Genomic DNA, 15137 nt, shown 5'->3' with positions numbered 1-15137 from the left:
ATCACTTGCAATACTATTCATCAAATATCGCTAAATATTCACGCAGGTTATTCTGCAACAAATTATGAGTTTAGAATAAAGTGTTGCAGATGTTACATATTCTCATGGTTATTACTAGGCGTTTATAAATTTACTGAGGCTTCAGTTCGATAAGTTAGGTAGAGCCAGTAGCTAAACGCGACAATGAACGCGAAAGAGGCAGGGAAAGCCAGTGCCAAAATTTCAAAGCGCTGGAACAGGCAAGCACCACTTAAACCACCAAACAGAAAGCCAACAACGATGAACATAAGAAGTTTGGCTTTACGGCGGTCAAAAGGCATCCCCTTTAAGCGTGCGCCAATCATGATCCCAAGGTCTGTGATGATCCCGCTCATGTGTGTGGTGCGAATGATCGCCCCGCTATAGGTGGTGATCATTGCGTTCTGCAACCCACACGCGGCTGAAGCGAAATACTGGCCTGAAGTGTAGCCTTGTAACAGTGCCCAAAGCGCCAAGAACAGCAATCCACCCTCAATACATAGCGCAACACCGTAACGGCGTCCTAACTTCAATGCTTGATTTTCGATAAAGAATCCGCTGAACGCGGCACCTAGCATAAAGCTCATAATGATTAGCAGGAGGTGCATAGAAGTTGAAGTCGGCGTGAGCAGGCTGCTGCCAAGTAAAGACATGGTGCCTGAAATATGGGAGATAGCTTGATGTTGGAAGCCGAGTAAACCAATAGCATTAACGCTGCCAGCAAGGCCCGCTAACAGTAAGGCGCCGTATTCAACCCAGCGAGGTAGTTTAGAAATCATGTGGTTCACCCTGGGTTAAAAAGAGGAGCAGATTATAACGCTAGCGAAAAGATACGCTAGCGTTGTAGAACGTTGATATTTGATCTTAGGCAACAGTCTTGCAGTTTGTTCCAATACTGTTGCTTTATAGAGAAAATGGTCAGTAACAGGCTAGTTGTAGTGACTCATCTGGTGGTCAAATTTGACCCATCCGTGTTTGCGTTCTTCGTAGACTGAAAAGCTTGGTAGCGGAAAGTCTTGCTCTTTAAATAGTCCGAGCGGGACGACATAAAAATCGGCGGCGGCAACCGACTGCAATAGCATGGTAGTGCCACATTTAGGGCAAAACTGGTAGGTGACTTCATTGCCCGTGTCACTGATACGTGAAAAGGAGGTGACCTCTCCGTTGAGTGTCACTTGTTCTATGGGAAATCGAGCCTGAACCCCGAACACACTTCCGGTGCGCTTCTGACATTCATAACAATGGCATACGGAGGTGCGTTGAGGCTCGCCTCTGCAGACTAAATTGACGGCTCCACAGCGGCATTCGCAACTTCTGATATTTCTCTCTTTAATATGATTGATATCCATCCATGCTCCACTTCTGGTTAACCCTGTATTGATAATTATACTAAAGCCCTTTATGGTCTGCACAACTGGATGAAAACAAAAGAATATAATTGCTCATGAAAAAGAAAATCTTACCTATACCTCTGATTTTACTGATTCCTATTATCATGCTGGTTGTGGTGATACTGGCGGGTATTTATCGCTTTAGCTTAAGTGACGAAGAGATCTTGGCGAAGTTTCCTTCTTCTCAAGTCAGTTATGACCCTGTTGTTGAAACCGTTTTTGATTTGAAGACGACTAACCCATGGACAATCAAAGTTCCTGAAACCAACGCGTACGCCTTTATTAATGAAGTCGATGGACCAAGATCAATCGCGTTTGGGCGGTATGACTCCGGTGTTGAGCGTGGTGTGGTCACCGTAGACACCAACAACCTTTCAAGTGTCAGGTTAGGCAAGGCGAGTTTCTTTGTTGCACCTATGTGGGTATCTAACCAAGGCAGTGGCGTTTTCTATTATCTTGGCCTGTTTAAACATGACCAGCATCGAAGCCGCGTCGTGTTAGTTGACCAATTCTTTCTTGGTGACCGTGTGAGAATCCAAACTTTAGAGATTACTCAGCTGCTCGATTCACAAAGCAAACTCTCTGGGGAAGGTTTTATCGGCTTTACTCGACATTCTGCGGAACAATCTTTTCCAGAATTGCAATCTGAAAAGGTGTTAATGAGTTTTTCTTTCAATACGCAATCAATTGATGAGCAATGACGTTTTTGTTAGAGCAAGGAACTGTTGTTTATGTGAGCTAAATTACATATTATCTTAAGTAGATGAATGAAATTTAGACACACTTAGCTTTGTGTCTGCTTACTTTACAAATGGAGCTTGCGAATGATTAATAAACGTTTTTTTAAGACGAAAGATGAAGTTGAAGTGACTTTCGAGCTAGAAGCTCAAGAAGCTAATTCTGTATCAATCGTTGCTGACTTTCTGGATTGGAAAGCGACGCCAATGAAAAAACTGGCGAAAGGGAAGGTTTACAAGTTTAAAACTCGTCTTCCGAAAGATGGCGAGTTTCAATTTCGCTACTTAGTTGATGATCAACAATGGGTGAACGATGCGAATGCTGATCGTTATATCCCGAATGAATTTGGTGAAGATAATTGCTTGGTATCGACAGTTAACGTTTAATTGAAATAGCACGACTTAATTGAAATAGTATGAATTAATTAAAAAGCAGGAGCTAGATGTTTCTGCTTTTTAATGTCTAAATCGTTCGTTCATTAAATTTTTGAGTTGTGCCTATTTCATTAACGGTAACTCAATGACTTAGCCGAGATTGCGCAGATTCACATCATATTATGACAATGCAATGATGATTTATACGCCTGAAAAGCATATCCTGTGCTTTTATATCGTAGAAAGACCTGTTTACCGTGTATTCAAAAATATTTTCCTCTCCGTTTGCTGAGCTTTCACCTGTAAAAAAAGCAGCAATTTTAGGACTGCCACTTATTGCAGCGATTAGTGTTGCTTTGCAATATTCACAATCAAATCTGACGAAAACGATCGATCTTGATTTGCCAGACTCAACCGTTATTGAGTCAATTCTGTCACCTCCTTCTGCTACCGTTATTGAGCCACCGACGTTTGAATATCAAATTCAATCAGGCGATAACTTAAGTAGCATCTTCACTCAGCTTGGGTTTTCTTATAACTCGATGATGAGCGTGATGGAAACCGATTTGAACTTCCTTGCGTTAGACACGCTTCGTCCGGGTAATACATTACGTTTTTGGCGTGACGAAGCGACGGGCAACCTTTCAAAAATGGAACTTCAATTTAGTGTCGCGGACAAAGTGGTTTATCGACTGCTTGATGACGGCAGCTACGAATTCGAAGACATTTCTATTCCGGGTGAATGGAAGCAGAAACCTCTAGTGGGTGATATTCAAGGCAGTTTCTCTATGTCAGCGAACAAAGTTGGCCTGAACAGTATTGAGATTGACCATATTGTGACTCTTCTCAAAGATAAACTAAATTTCAGCCGAGACTTACGTGCTGGCGATCAGTTTGAAGTACTTCAGAAAGCGCAATTCGTTGATGGTATTGCAACCGGAAAACGTGAAATAGAAGCCATCAAGATCATGAACCGTAACCGTGTTGTGTCAGCGTACTTACATACTGACGGACAATATTACGATGCCAATGGCGATAGCTTACAACGCGCTTTCCAACGTTACCCTGTGAGCCGTGGTTGGCGTCAAAGTTCTCAGTTTAATCCTAAGCGCTTACACCCTGTGACTGGGCGAGTCTCTCCGCATAACGGCACAGATTTCGCGACGCCAATTGGCACACCCGTTCAAGCAACAGGTGATGGTAAAGTGATCATGACTCGTAAGCACCCATATGCGGGTAACTATGTGGTGATTCAGCATGGCAGCACATACAAAACACGCTACCTACACTTGAGTAAGATCCTCGTTCGTAAAGGGCAAACGGTATCTCGTGGTCAGCGTATTGGTTTATCAGGTAAAACGGGCCGAGTGACGGGGGCGCACTTACATTACGAATTGATCGAACGTGGTCGTCCTGTCAATGCAATGAAAGCAAATATTCCGATGGCCGATTCCGTACCTAAAAAGGAAAAAGCGACATTCGTAGCCGCTAGAGATGAAGCCGACAAGCTATTAAAGAAAGCTCTAGAAAAACAATCGAATAATAGCTAGCAGCTGACTATATGTCGTCAAGGTAACCGTTAGCTAGATGGTTGCGAGTAATGATGTAGCCTTTAAAGCCGTGAGTGCAGAACTAAATACTTAAATGTTTAGTGATACGCTCGCGGCTTTTTGATTTTAGGTTGAGGTAGTAAACGGCGTTTAGGCTAGAGGTTCTGAGTGAGTGACGTAGCTAACGATAGCTTCTGGTCGCATAGGTGGAGAGTAGAGGTATCCTTGAATTTTGTCACACCCCATTGCGTGCAGCTTTTCTAATTGCTCACGCTTCTCTACGCCTTCCGCAACCAATGACACATTGAGTCTGTGTGCCATTTGAACAATCAACCACACAACACTTTCGGATGTTGAGTTTGTCAGCAAGTTTCGAATAAAGGTGGCATCAATTTTAATACAATCGATAGGGTAGCTATGAATGTAATTTAAGCTTGAGTAACCAGTACCGAAATCATCTAGAGCGATCGTGAACCCTTGTCCCCTTAGAAAGTCGAGTGCTGACTTTGTTTCTTGAGTTGGAGATAACAGCACGGTTTCGGTTAGCTCAATGACAAATTCGTTTGCTTTAAAGTGATGCTGTTCAATCGTTCGAGTGAGATAGGAAATATAACGCTTAGAATCGGTAAGCTCGTGAGCGGAGCAGTTTATTCCAAGCTTAACTTTGTAGCCTAAGCCTCGCTCCAATATTGTTTTAGCGCGGCATACCAATTCGATGATCCGTTCACCCAGTTCTACAATCAACCCCGACTCTTCCGCTACCTGAATGAACTCCACTGGCGAGATGTCGCCATGTCTTGTGGTTTTCCAACGAGTTAACACCTCGAAGTAATCCCATCGTGTATCAATGTGATCAACAATTGGTTGTACAACCACGTACATTCCATTGTCATTAGGTGCCTGACTGTCTGATATGGGGCTGTCAAGCTCACTTCGTAAGGCGGCGATTAACTCGGTTTTCCTTTGGTAACGAACCCTTAGGTGAGTGTCGTAACATTGAATGTATGTATCTTGACTATGCTGGCACTCTTTTAGTGCCAAACTGGTGTTGAAGATGATTTGTTCTACGTCTTTATTATCTCCATCTGACCGGGCAATGCCGATACTGACGTCGAAATCGATTTTGATATCAATACTATTGTAACCTTGCTTTATCTTATCCAGTATTTGCTCGCAAACAGCTATTGGGTCTGAATGATAGGTAATGAATGCGAACTCATTGCCAGCCGTCCGGAACGTCAGGTTGTTGTCGGGCAAGGTTCGGCGCAAGGTCTCTGCAACGAACTGAAGCACCTTATCGCCAATATAATTACCGTGCATATCATTAATGGCTTTGAAGCTATTGATGTCGAGCAGAGCGAGCGTGAAGGGAGTGACACTCTGCTGAGTGATCGATTCTAAGGTGTCTGATAAGCAGCTACGGTTTAATAGCCCAGTTAGACTATCGTGTGATACTTCGTAGCTGAGTTGATTAACCAGTTGCTCAGAACGGTCGTTGAACCACATTTCACGCAAGGTGTGAATGACGATATCTGCGAACAACTGGTGGTGTTTTATCACGTCTTGTTGCTGATCTGTACTCATAGGCGAACTAAAGGTTGAGAAAAGCACACCCATGACTTCGCCACTTTGACTGCGTGCTGGGATAGCGATTGAGTTTTGTGAGGTGATTTCTTGCCTAAATACTGATGTTGGGAGTGACTGAACGATATACTGAGCAAATGAGCAATCTGGGTGTTTTTGATTAACGGCTTGTTGGTATATGTGACCATGGCGTGCGTTTATTTTGTCATGCAGTACATGGTCAGAATGGGCAATGACCAAAGGAACCATTTGATCGGGAAAGTGCTTTTTCTCAATGATACTGGTGTATTGAGTACCGAAGGTTTGATGCAAAGTAAGCACGGCAGACTCTAAAAGGTCGATACCTTCCAATTTGAGTAAGCGCCCAATGCGCTCTGTGTCTATCATGCTATTGCGTGTATGTTGAGTCATAGTCACCATCCGTAGCCAACCAGAATCGTGTGTAAGCTGTATGTGTATGATCTTGTGTATTCGATCTTGTAGCAGCACCGTCTTAAATATTAACAATGCAACTTGCATTAATAATCTTGATATGCGTCTAGTTTATTATTGGTCGTGTTGTGTGATTTTTCAAATTTAGTGCGATATATTTCACAAAACTTGACTATTTCTTTCTTTGTCTAGCCTATCTTTTAGGTGGTCTAAAAATAGCTTGGTTCGTGTATGCGAGTAGTCAAGCTTAGGGTAGTACGCGTAAACCATCACTTCGTCGGCTGTTATATTTGGTAATACTGGAACCAGTGTCCCTTGTTTAAGATCCTCTTTGATCATTGCTTTGATGGTTAACAGTACGCCCATTCCTCGCTTCGCGGCATGAAACAAAGCCTCAGGGTTGGTGGTCGCAAAGTTACCGTTCAGAGTGATGCGTTGTCCTTTAGTTAGCGTGACTTCACGAATAGGACGCTCTCCCCATATTAAGGAGTTGTGTTGTTCTAAGTCTTGCTCGTTGATGGGATAACCATGTTTAGCCAAGTAACTTGGTGCGGCATAAAAGCTGGCTTTGTGTTCGAACAGTGGTGTTTTCTTGAAGCTTAACGAGTTGAGTTGTTCCAGTTCACGACTGATCACCAGGTCCAAGCCAAGCTCAGGTAATTGACCTGGCGTGGTGGTGATAAGCTGTACTTTAATGTCTGGATACTTTTCTAAGAAGTCGTCCATGTATTGCACGAGAAACTTAGAACCAACAGCAATGGTTGCGCCTATCTTTAGTAGGCCCGCAGGCGTTTGGTTAACCGATCGAGTTTCATCAATAATCGATTGCCAATTATCGAGCTGATCCTTGGCTCGCAGATAAAAGAGAGCTCCCGCTTCGGTTTGGCTGATTGAGCGCGTGGTGCGCTTTAATAGTTGAGTGCCGATACGTTCTTCTAACCAGTTCACTCTTTTGCTGATCGCTGAGCTGGTGGTATTGAGTTTACGTGCTGCGCCATTGAAGCTGCCTTCTTCCACCACTTTTACATAACTTTTTACGTTAAGAATCCAATCCATATTATTTCCTGTTGGGACTTAATTAAATTCCAATTTAGCTAATTATCAATTATTGGTTTTGAATGTAAACTCATCTGATGAACAAATAACAAACGAATAGGGAATTTTTTGAGCCAATCGACCTTTAAAAAAACACCGCTACTCTTAGCCATGATGATCATAGCTACAGGGCAGGTAGGGGTGAGTATCTATTTACCATCATTGCCGCTAATTGCTTCAGACTTAAGTGTGACTCAGGTAGATGTACAGCTGCTCGTTACGCTGTTTCTTGTGGGTTTTGGCTTGTCTCAGCTATTTTATGGGCCGATGTCCGATGCCGTGGGGAGAAGACCTATCTTCTTGTTAGGTCAGGGTGTTTATTTGATTGGTACTGTTGTTTGTGTTGTTTTTTCCGACAACATGACGGCGTTAGAGGTTGGTCGCTTGTTGCAAGGTCTAGGGGCGGGTAGTGCCTCGGTTCTTGGGCGAAGTGTGCTGCGCGACAGCTATGATGGCCTTCAACTGACCAAAGCGCTGTCTTATATTTCGGTCACCGCTTCGATCATGCCGATTATTGCGCCCGTGTTTGGTGGTTGGATCTCATTCCACCTCGGTTGGCAGGCGGTGTTCCTGTTTGTTCTTGTGTATTTACTGGCGATATTCACTCTCGGCTACTTTGTTCTTCATGAAACTTTACCATACGGAAAGAGCCGCTTTGAAGTCAGTCAAGTGGTCAAGAACTATGGCCGTTTGTTGACGAATCGCCAAGTGTTGACCAGTGCCAGTTATAATTGGATGAGTTACATGGCGAGTTTGGTGTCGCTATCACTGTTTCCATTCTTAATGCAAGAGCAATTGGGGCTGACAGCCGCCGAATACGGATCGTTGATGATAGTCCCTTCGGCTGGCTTACTGATTGGTAGCGTGGCTTTGAACTTGCTCAATCGTAGGTTTAGTACACCACAATTGATGAGTCTTGCGATTTTGATCATTTTAGTTTCAGGGACTTGGTTGCTTACTCATGAGTTATCCATCTTTAACTTAGTGTGGGCATTTACGTGGTTAGCTATCGCTCAAGGTATCTCCTTCCCTCTATCGATCAGTATGCTATTAGAACCTCATAAGAAGAAAGCGGGCGCGGTGTCGGCACTGTCAGGTTCAATTCAGATGTGTTTGGCGGGCTTACTTGGTGGATATCTAGTCGAGAGTTGGGTGACGACTCACCTACAGCTCGGCGTGTTTTATCTGATTATTGGCGCTTGTATGGCTACAGTACTTTGGTCTTCAACGAGAATGAATAAGAAAGCCACAGCTACCGAAGTTGAATACAGTTAAGCAGCTGAAGTACAGACCAGTTAAACAGCTCGCTCGCTATAGTTCAGCATACAGTCGTTAATACGTTGTATTTGTATGGATGGTTTTCTACAATACCTACGTCCATTTAATAGGTAATAAACATGCAGCAAAATGAATTTGAAGTACTGGTAAAATCTATCTGCGCACTAGATGGCCTGCCTCAAGCACTTGAGTTATTGAAATCCAATGAGGATACAGAAGTCGCTGAGGCTGCTGGATCACTAACAGGTCAATTTGCGCTAGCTGAAGTTGAAGGCGAAAAGCGTATTTACCACGTGACGCTTCAAGAAAATGAACAAGGCGAAGAGCAAGAGTACATCGAACATGTGATGAATGAAGGCGATGACTTAATCAAATTTGCAGCTTGGTTCTTTGAAACTATGTTCGAATTAAAGCAAAAAGACACATACCAAATTGCAGGTAAAACTTACAGACAGCCAAAGCGTAGCTAGTTTTCTTGACAGTTTGTTTTATAGGCTATTTTTTCATGTAAGTTGATTTCTAAGCAATTAGGTTTCTAAAAAACTATTTTTAAAGCAGCTCTCTTGAGCTGCTTTTTTTATGGATGTTTAAATGAAAATTTTAATTGTAACTTAATGGTGAGATTACATTGAAAGTGTGATTTGGATCTTGTTTTTGAGCGATTTAAGTGTAGAATCCGCGCATAAGAAAATCGATTATGTGCGGAGATAAGCATGAATTACGAACTAGGCCACGCATACCTTGGTCAAATGGTAGCAAAAAACATGATGCACGAAGCATTGTATGGCAAGCCAAAGCCAAAAAAAGCATCATTCATTAAGCGAATGATGAAGAGAATGGCGAAATAAGTATTTTCAAAAACGGATTTTAAAAAGGCCTTAAACTTATTTAAGTTTAAGGCCTTTTGCGTTTTAGCGATTAATGAAGGTCATCGCTCGTTTTGTTGTGGATGGACACAAAAAACACTGATAAAGCTTCTGACTAATGACTGTTACTGAATTCAGCCTGTCGATTGGTTGGATAGGTCGACAACATTATTCGGGATGGTATCTAAACCGTTCTCTTTCATCCACGCTTCTAAGTTGTCAGCTCCACCAATGTATTTACCATCAAGCCAAATCTGAGGAACTGTTACTGGTGTTTTTTCACCAATGTGTGCTTTTACCTCTGGAATCATACGATACAAAGCTGCGCTGTCTTTTACGACATCGTGGTATTGGTATTCAACACCCGCTTCATCAAGCATTTTCTTGGCCTTAACGCAGAATGGGCAGGTCGCTTTACCATAAACGATGTTGCCTTTTAGGCTGTCGCGTTTGGTCCACTCTTTGATCACGGATTGAACTAACACACCGCGGTTAAGCGCTTCGCCTTGGCTTACAACCTTGCCTTCAACAACAAGGATTGGAGCATGCCAAGAACCCAGTTTTAGCGGCTCCCACCAGTGAGACAACCAATCTTTCACTTCCAGTTCGACATCGACACCTGATAATTCATTCTCAAAAGTATCCTTAAGAATGTCTTTGGTAAGGGTACATTCCCCACATGGGATATTAACTTTAAATGGCCCCCAGCTGCCTGCCCAACGGTATAGTGTAATCTTGACTGGTTTCTTCATGCTTACGGCCTCGTTTGAATTCTCTTATCCATATAGAACGGACAGTCGAACTATTTATTTCATCGATCCTAAACTTTCTTTATTTTCGCCGGTTTTTTCGTTTCCCAATGGGTAATAAATGCAACTGACGCAATAATAATAGCAGCCCCTAGCCATAAACGACCCGGTGGAACCCAACTAAATACAATCCAACCCGCTAGAACATTTAACGGTAATTTCGCGTGGTCAAAAGGTTGCACAAACGAAGCATCAGCAACTGAGTAGGCTTTTACAATTGCCCATTGAGCGAGTGCCGTCATAACACCGATCACAATCAAGATAGCCCAAATTGTACCGCCGCTTGGAGTCTGCCAATCTGGCGCGGCAAGCAGGATGTTAAATGGTGTGATCAATAGCAGCAAGTACACCACCATGGTTGAAGGACTGTCTTGCGAAGAGAGTTTTTTCACCATGAGTGAGTAGCATGCCCAGAAGAAAGCTGCGCCAACCGGTAGCAGTGTTGCCCAGTTAAAGTCTTCTGCCCACGGCTCTAGAATCACCATAGCACCAGCGAAGCCGGCTAAGGTCGCGCCCCAGCGAGCTGCCCCAACTTTCTCTTTGAGGAAAAGTCCTGAGCCTATGGTTGCAAACAATGGCGACGTCATGAGAAGGGCAATGCCTTGCCAAATAGGTACTGGGTAAGCCAATGCCCATATCCAAAGTTGAATACCAATAACAGACAAGAAGACACGGAATACGTGCAACTTTAGGTTGTCGGTTTTTAGCGCGTGGCGAATGCCCAGCGTTTTCAGATAAGGAAGAATAGCGAACAACGCGATGGCGTATTGAATGACGGCAACGGTGGTAGAAGTAAGTCCGAAATGAATGCTAGCGACTTGAGTTAGGCTATTAATAACGGCAAAGGCTAGGCCTGCGGTTAGCATCCAGCTAGCGCCTTGGATCGGATGGTGTTGTGACATGATGCTTCTAATTATTTGATGTGGTTCACCTATGATACGGATTTAGCACCACTTAACCAGAAAAAGCATTGATGAAGTTGGTCAGAATATTTGAATATGAAAAAAAGTTGAGCAACCGCCCAACCTTTCTAGTCTCTATCTAAAGTCGATTTAGATTAGAAATCGTAGCGGACACCTAGGCGAAGTGTGTCTTCACCAGCTGTCACGATACCTTTTGCATTTTTAACTTCGTCTAAACCGTTAACGTAGTAAGAAAGGTATGTGCGGAAATTGCTGTTTAGTTTGTAGTAACCGGCTAATTCAATACCGTCGACAGCGTCTACTTTTGCTCCGCTGTTGATTTCATCTTCCTGGTAAGTATATACGACTGCAGCAGATACTTGCTTGGTGAATTTGTATTGCGCTGCAAACTCCATAGCAGTGAATGACTTAGCATCGGTACCTGTCGCTTTATCATCTAGGTCGCCTGTTGAATAAGTCGCTGCTAAGTACAGGTTGTCTAGAGAATACGCTAGGCCGGCAAGGATTTGGTCTGCGCTACCTTTATTTTCCCCTAGGTCTTCACCTGAGTAGGCTAGGCCAAGATCTAAGCCCATTGGTAGTGAGTAAACACCAGAAATGCCGTAGCCGTCAGAGTCTTTTTTGCTGTTGGTTTGGTAAGTGGCTTCTAGTTGCAGAGCATCAAAACCGCCACGGTACGCAAATACGCCATCTTCTTTATCAGAAGCTGCACCGAATGCTTGCTGCACACCAGAAAACTCAGTGATATCTGTAAAGTCAGATACGATAACTGAAGCCATATCTTGGCGACCGACAGAAACGGCTTGGCCGTCAAAATCAACACCTGCGTACATGTAACGGTTTTCAAACTTATCAGAACCTGTGTCTTGCTCTGCTTCGTAGAAACCGAATGCCGTTGCAGTATCTGTAAGTTCTGTTTTACCACCAAGGTTTAAACGGAAACGAGTTTTATCTTTCATTGAACCTTCAACTTCAGCACCACCAGAACCAATGAAATCACCACGGAATTCTGCACGACCGCCAATTTTAAGTTCTGTACCATCAGAGCTGTAAACCGTTGCTGCTAACGATGAACCTGAAACTAGTGCCGCTACCACTGCAGAAGCTAGAACTGCCTTTTTCATAATCACTTACCTTGTATTTTAAAATCCGTGAGCAATGCGCTCTCCGTTTCGATATGAAACTAATCTAGAGCAGCTAAATTAAGCTTTCATTTCTGTAAAATTACATTTTCGTGAATAGGGAACTTTTTAAGTGTTGATTTTATTGCACTTTTATTTCAGGAACCTGAGTGGTTTGTGAATGGGTATACCACTCGTATTTCCTTATTCGGTTACTTTTTCAAGTTTCTATTTGGGTGAGGTGATAATGATATGGGTGAACCTTATGGTGAGGTTAGAGCTTCTTCATCTTATTAACTGTTTGTACTGATTAAGATATCCTCTATGATGCCAAAACTTAGAAAAGAATAAATTTTGCTCAACAAGATGGAGACGTTGGATGAAAACAGAGTACTTAGGCGATGTTTTACAAGGTAGGCAGGTTATTGGCGCCTTAAATGTCGAAGACTTACCGATTGGAGAGCATCAGTTTTGGTTTCAAGTAACCAGTGATGGGTTAGGGCAACCTAAAAACATGCCGGTTTCTGTTTTCAAAGGCAGTCAAGACGGCCCGAAGTTGATGATCACTGCCGGGATTCACGGTGATGAGCTAAACGGTGTGTTGGCTGCTCAGCAAATTATCCGAGATTTAGTAGGCAAAACATTAAAAGGCACGGTGACAGTTGTACCAACTGTGAATTTGTCTGGCTTGCTTAACCACAGCCGCGATTTTATCTCTTCGGATCCGGGCTCTTGCCCTGCCAACCTTAATCGACTCTTTCCTGGTGATGCACACGGCTTAGCCGCGGAGCGATTCGTCGCATCTCTGTGGGATCGCTTACTCAAACACAACGCGACATTTGCTGTTGATCTGCATACCCAAACTCGTGGTGCCGTGTATCCACTTTATGTGTTTTCTGATTACCGAGTAGAGCAATGTTTAGAGATGGCGAGGTTAATGCAGCCCGATTGTGTTCTTAATGATCCCGGCGATCCGGGTATTCTTGAAACGGTCTGGAATCGAAGTGGAATTCCGAGCATTACAGTGGAAGTCGGGATGGGGAAATTTACTCAACCTGACATGATTCAACGAGCCGTAGATGGTGTTTTTAATATTCTTTCTTACTACGAGATGCTTGATGCTGAAGGTTTACGAGACAAAAAGCCACTGCCGAGTATAGATTGGATAGAGGGCAATAATGTAGTGTCTATCCGCGCTGATATTGGTGGGTTTGTGTTGCCTCAGGTCGAGCTTTTACAAAGCGTAGAGCAAGATGATCTTTTGGCGATTCAATACGACGCTTTTGGTAATGAATGTCGTCGTTATCATGCGCCGTCTGCCGGACGTGTACTTAGCTATAACGTGGATGCATTAAGGGAGCCAGGGGCGCTTGTCTGTCGATTATTGAGTTGAGCTGCTTTTAGGTGAGATGCTCGCAGTTGGTAAGTTCTGAGTTGAAAAGCTCTTAATTGGTAAGTACTGAGTTGAAAAACTCTTTGGCGGGTGTCTCTTTGTTCATCTGGTGCATCGTCATTTGAAACGCGTAAAAAAAGACCGAGCAGGGCTCGGTCTGATAGCTTTTCTCTGGAGTAACAGTTTTTAGCGTAACTAGTATCGCTTTAAGATCTCGATGATCTCTTGCTCTGTTTCCGCTGCGATAATGGCATCAATGTCATCATCATTTTGGAACAACTCTGATAGCGCCATAATAGTATGGATATGGCTATCTGAGTCCATCGCTGCCAGAGTGATTGAAAGGTAAACGTCACCGTTGTCTTCCGACTCTAAATCAACACCCTTTTTGAATACTGTCACCTGCAGTGATGCTTCGTTCACACCATCTTCAGGACGAGCATGAGGCATCGCAATCTTTGGTGCTAGAACATAGTACGCGCCGATGTCTTTGTGCTTTTGCTTGATAGCTTCAACATAGCTTGCTTCAATTTTCTTGCTTGCTAACAGTGTTGAACAGGTTAAATCAATCGCAGCATCAACCGTTAGGTTCTCTTCAGAGTTGATGATAACGCCTTGGTTACCGATTAAATCGAATAGGCTCATGAAACAATCCATCCTAGAATCAGACCAACAACACCGAAGTCGAAGTCAGCAAATGTTGTCGCTTCAAGCCCAAGACCACCTAGTACTGGAAGTAGTAGCATTGGTAGGAAAGAGATACACAGACCTTGCGTGAATGAACCTAGAATTGCACCACGTAGACCGCCAGTCGCGTTACCGTAAACACCTGCCGCACCACCTACGAAGAAGTGTGGAACCACACCCGCTACAATGATTGTCCAACCAAGTGCACCTTGAACTGCCATTGCTAGTAGACCAGCCGCGAAAGAACAAAGGAAACCGATTAGTACCGCGTTTGGTGCTACTGGGAATACCATAGGGCAGTCTAGAGCAGGTTTTGCACCTGGTACTAGTTTGTCAGAGATACCTTTAAATGCAGGAACGATTTCAGCAATTAGCATCTTCACACCTTGCAATACGATGTAAACGCCACCAGCAAAGATTAGAGATTGCATGAAGGTAAATACAACCCAGTTTTGACCGCTTGATACTGTTTCTACAAACTCGCCGCCCGCAATAATAGACGCAAGCATGAAGAAGATAGCCATTGTTGTTGCTACGGCTACTGGCGTATCACGCAGGAACATTAAGCTTTTGGGAACTTGGATGTCTTCTGTTGATTTTGATGTGTCACCGAATTTGCTACCAATGAAGCCAGACACGATGTAAGACAGTGTCGAGAAGTGACCAATAGCCAGTTGATCAGTACCCATCACTCTTTCAGTGTACTTTTGGCCTAGCGCTGGCATCACAACCATTAATGTACCCACAATGATAGAGCCGATTGCGACTAGAACTGTGCCTTCAATGTTTGCTGTAGACAGAATTACCGCTACTAGCATAGACAGGCTTTGTTGCGTAATTCAATGGAACTAAATCAAGAACCTACGATCTGATCAGCT

General features: G+C 43.5%; 15 protein-coding genes and 1 pseudogene. 7 read left to right on the top strand and 9 right to left on the bottom strand.

What is annotated here, in order from left to right; translation table 11 throughout:
- Positions 1 to 122 precede the first annotated feature (122 nt).
- Entirely contained in the window at positions 123 to 797 is a 675-nt protein-coding gene (locus ACED53_RS11430; protein WP_009845723.1) for a YoaK family protein, read from the bottom strand.
- Positions 798 to 947: 150 nt separating this feature from the next.
- Positions 948 to 1430, bottom strand: coding sequence for a GFA family protein (locus ACED53_RS11425; protein WP_017100814.1), 483 nt, complete (start codon positions 1428 to 1430; stop codon positions 948 to 950).
- Between the two features lie 32 nt (positions 1431 to 1462).
- On the opposite strand from ACED53_RS11425, the gene ACED53_RS11420 reads away from it, so the two are divergent.
- The 3 genes from ACED53_RS11420 to ACED53_RS11410 all read left to right on the top strand — a co-directional run bounded on the left by ACED53_RS11420 (position 1463) and on the right by ACED53_RS11410 (position 4071).
- Positions 1463 to 2110 carry a hypothetical protein gene (locus ACED53_RS11420; RefSeq protein WP_017100813.1) on the top strand — a complete coding sequence of 216 codons (648 nt, stop codon included), beginning with the start codon at positions 1463 to 1465 and terminating at the stop codon, positions 2108 to 2110.
- Positions 2111 to 2233: 123 nt separating this feature from the next.
- On the top strand, positions 2234 to 2533 hold the full coding sequence (locus ACED53_RS11415; protein ID WP_012600273.1) for an isoamylase early set domain-containing protein: 300 nt from the start codon (positions 2234 to 2236) through the stop codon (positions 2531 to 2533).
- Positions 2534 to 2778: 245 nt separating this feature from the next.
- The gene (locus ACED53_RS11410; protein ID WP_017100812.1) at positions 2779 to 4071 is read left to right on the top strand and encodes a peptidoglycan DD-metalloendopeptidase family protein; all 1293 of its coding nucleotides are present in this window, start codon (positions 2779 to 2781) and stop codon (positions 4069 to 4071) included.
- Positions 4072 to 4221: 150 nt separating this feature from the next.
- Here ACED53_RS11410 and ACED53_RS11405 read toward each other — a convergent pair whose 3' ends face one another.
- On the bottom strand, positions 4222 to 6066 hold the full coding sequence (locus tag ACED53_RS11405; protein ID WP_029225467.1) for a bifunctional diguanylate cyclase/phosphodiesterase: 1845 nt from the start codon (positions 6064 to 6066) through the stop codon (positions 4222 to 4224).
- Positions 6067 to 6246: 180 nt separating this feature from the next.
- Positions 6247 to 7143 (bottom strand): LysR family transcriptional regulator, encoded by an 897-nt coding sequence (locus ACED53_RS11400; RefSeq protein WP_017100810.1) that lies wholly within the window; start codon positions 7141 to 7143, stop codon positions 6247 to 6249.
- A 108-nt stretch (positions 7144 to 7251) separates the two neighbouring features.
- Between ACED53_RS11400 and ACED53_RS11395 the strand changes: the two genes are divergently transcribed.
- The 3 genes from ACED53_RS11395 to ACED53_RS11385 all read left to right on the top strand — a co-directional run bounded on the left by ACED53_RS11395 (position 7252) and on the right by ACED53_RS11385 (position 9308).
- Entirely contained in the window at positions 7252 to 8457 is a 1206-nt protein-coding gene (locus tag ACED53_RS11395) for a multidrug effflux MFS transporter (protein WP_017100809.1), read from the top strand.
- A 122-nt stretch (positions 8458 to 8579) separates the two neighbouring features.
- A complete protein-coding gene (locus tag ACED53_RS11390) occupies positions 8580 to 8930 on the top strand; it encodes a hypothetical protein (protein ID WP_017100808.1) in 351 nt (116 codons plus the stop codon).
- Positions 8931 to 9173: 243 nt separating this feature from the next.
- The gene (locus ACED53_RS11385) at positions 9174 to 9308 is read left to right on the top strand and encodes a hypothetical protein (RefSeq protein ID WP_009845714.1); all 135 of its coding nucleotides are present in this window, start codon (positions 9174 to 9176) and stop codon (positions 9306 to 9308) included.
- 152 nt (positions 9309 to 9460) lie between these two features.
- On the opposite strand, the gene ACED53_RS11380 is transcribed toward ACED53_RS11385, so the two are convergent.
- The 3 genes from ACED53_RS11380 to ACED53_RS11370 all read right to left on the bottom strand — a co-directional run bounded on the left by ACED53_RS11380 (position 9461) and on the right by ACED53_RS11370 (position 12182).
- Positions 9461 to 10078 carry a glutaredoxin domain-containing protein gene (locus tag ACED53_RS11380; RefSeq protein WP_017100972.1) on the bottom strand — a complete coding sequence of 206 codons (618 nt, stop codon included), beginning with the start codon at positions 10076 to 10078 and terminating at the stop codon, positions 9461 to 9463.
- Positions 10079 to 10146: 68 nt separating this feature from the next.
- Positions 10147 to 11037, bottom strand: coding sequence for a DMT family transporter (locus ACED53_RS11375; RefSeq protein WP_017100971.1), 891 nt, complete (start codon positions 11035 to 11037; stop codon positions 10147 to 10149).
- Positions 11038 to 11192: 155 nt separating this feature from the next.
- A complete protein-coding gene (locus ACED53_RS11370; protein ID WP_029225491.1) occupies positions 11193 to 12182 on the bottom strand; it encodes a porin in 990 nt (329 codons plus the stop codon).
- A 376-nt stretch (positions 12183 to 12558) separates the two neighbouring features.
- Here ACED53_RS11370 and ACED53_RS11365 point away from each other — a divergent pair, with 376 nt between their 5' ends.
- Positions 12559 to 13572 (top strand): succinylglutamate desuccinylase/aspartoacylase family protein, encoded by a 1014-nt coding sequence (locus ACED53_RS11365; protein ID WP_017100970.1) that lies wholly within the window; start codon positions 12559 to 12561, stop codon positions 13570 to 13572.
- 195 nt (positions 13573 to 13767) lie between these two features.
- Here the strand turns inward: ACED53_RS11365 and ACED53_RS11360 are convergent, their stop codons facing one another.
- Together ACED53_RS11360 and ACED53_RS11355 are read right to left on the bottom strand one after the other, a co-directional pair.
- Positions 13768 to 14217 (bottom strand): PTS sugar transporter subunit IIA, encoded by a 450-nt coding sequence (locus ACED53_RS11360; RefSeq protein WP_009845709.1) that lies wholly within the window; start codon positions 14215 to 14217, stop codon positions 13768 to 13770.
- Positions 14214 to 15083, bottom strand: a pseudogene (locus tag ACED53_RS11355) (PTS ascorbate transporter subunit IIC); the annotation flags it as partial. The pseudogene ACED53_RS11355 and the gene ACED53_RS11360, both read right to left, overlap by 4 nt.
- Between the last annotated feature and the right edge of the window lie 54 nt (positions 15084 to 15137).

It is taken from the genome of Vibrio sp. 1F169 (genome assembly GCF_041439605.1).
In the GTDB taxonomy this organism is placed as follows: Bacteria; Pseudomonadota; Gammaproteobacteria; order Enterobacterales; family Vibrionaceae; genus Vibrio; species Vibrio tasmaniensis_A.
This window is presented reverse-complemented; position numbering and strand designations above follow the sequence as displayed.

Coding starts and splice junctions, on each gene's coding strand:
- ACED53_RS11430 (WP_009845723.1), bottom strand. CDS start 797: ATGATTTCTAAACTACCTCGCTGGGTTGAATACGGCGCCTTACTGTTA.
- ACED53_RS11420 (WP_017100813.1), top strand. CDS start 1,463: ATGAAAAAGAAAATCTTACCTATACCTCTGATTTTACTGATTCCTATT.
- ACED53_RS11415 (WP_012600273.1), top strand. CDS start 2,234: ATGATTAATAAACGTTTTTTTAAGACGAAAGATGAAGTTGAAGTGACT.
- ACED53_RS11405 (WP_029225467.1), bottom strand. CDS start 6,066: ATGACTCAACATACACGCAATAGCATGATAGACACAGAGCGCATTGGG.
- ACED53_RS11400 (WP_017100810.1), bottom strand. CDS start 7,143: ATGGATTGGATTCTTAACGTAAAAAGTTATGTAAAAGTGGTGGAAGAA.
- ACED53_RS11390 (WP_017100808.1), top strand. CDS start 8,580: ATGCAGCAAAATGAATTTGAAGTACTGGTAAAATCTATCTGCGCACTA.
- ACED53_RS11385 (WP_009845714.1), top strand. CDS start 9,174: ATGAATTACGAACTAGGCCACGCATACCTTGGTCAAATGGTAGCAAAA.
- ACED53_RS11380 (WP_017100972.1), bottom strand. CDS start 10,078: ATGAAGAAACCAGTCAAGATTACACTATACCGTTGGGCAGGCAGCTGG.
- ACED53_RS11375 (WP_017100971.1), bottom strand. CDS start 11,037: ATGTCACAACACCATCCGATCCAAGGCGCTAGCTGGATGCTAACCGCA.
- ACED53_RS11370 (WP_029225491.1), bottom strand. CDS start 12,182: ATGAAAAAGGCAGTTCTAGCTTCTGCAGTGGTAGCGGCACTAGTTTCA.
- ACED53_RS11365 (WP_017100970.1), top strand. CDS start 12,559: ATGAAAACAGAGTACTTAGGCGATGTTTTACAAGGTAGGCAGGTTATT.
- ACED53_RS11360 (WP_009845709.1), bottom strand. CDS start 14,217: ATGAGCCTATTCGATTTAATCGGTAACCAAGGCGTTATCATCAACTCT.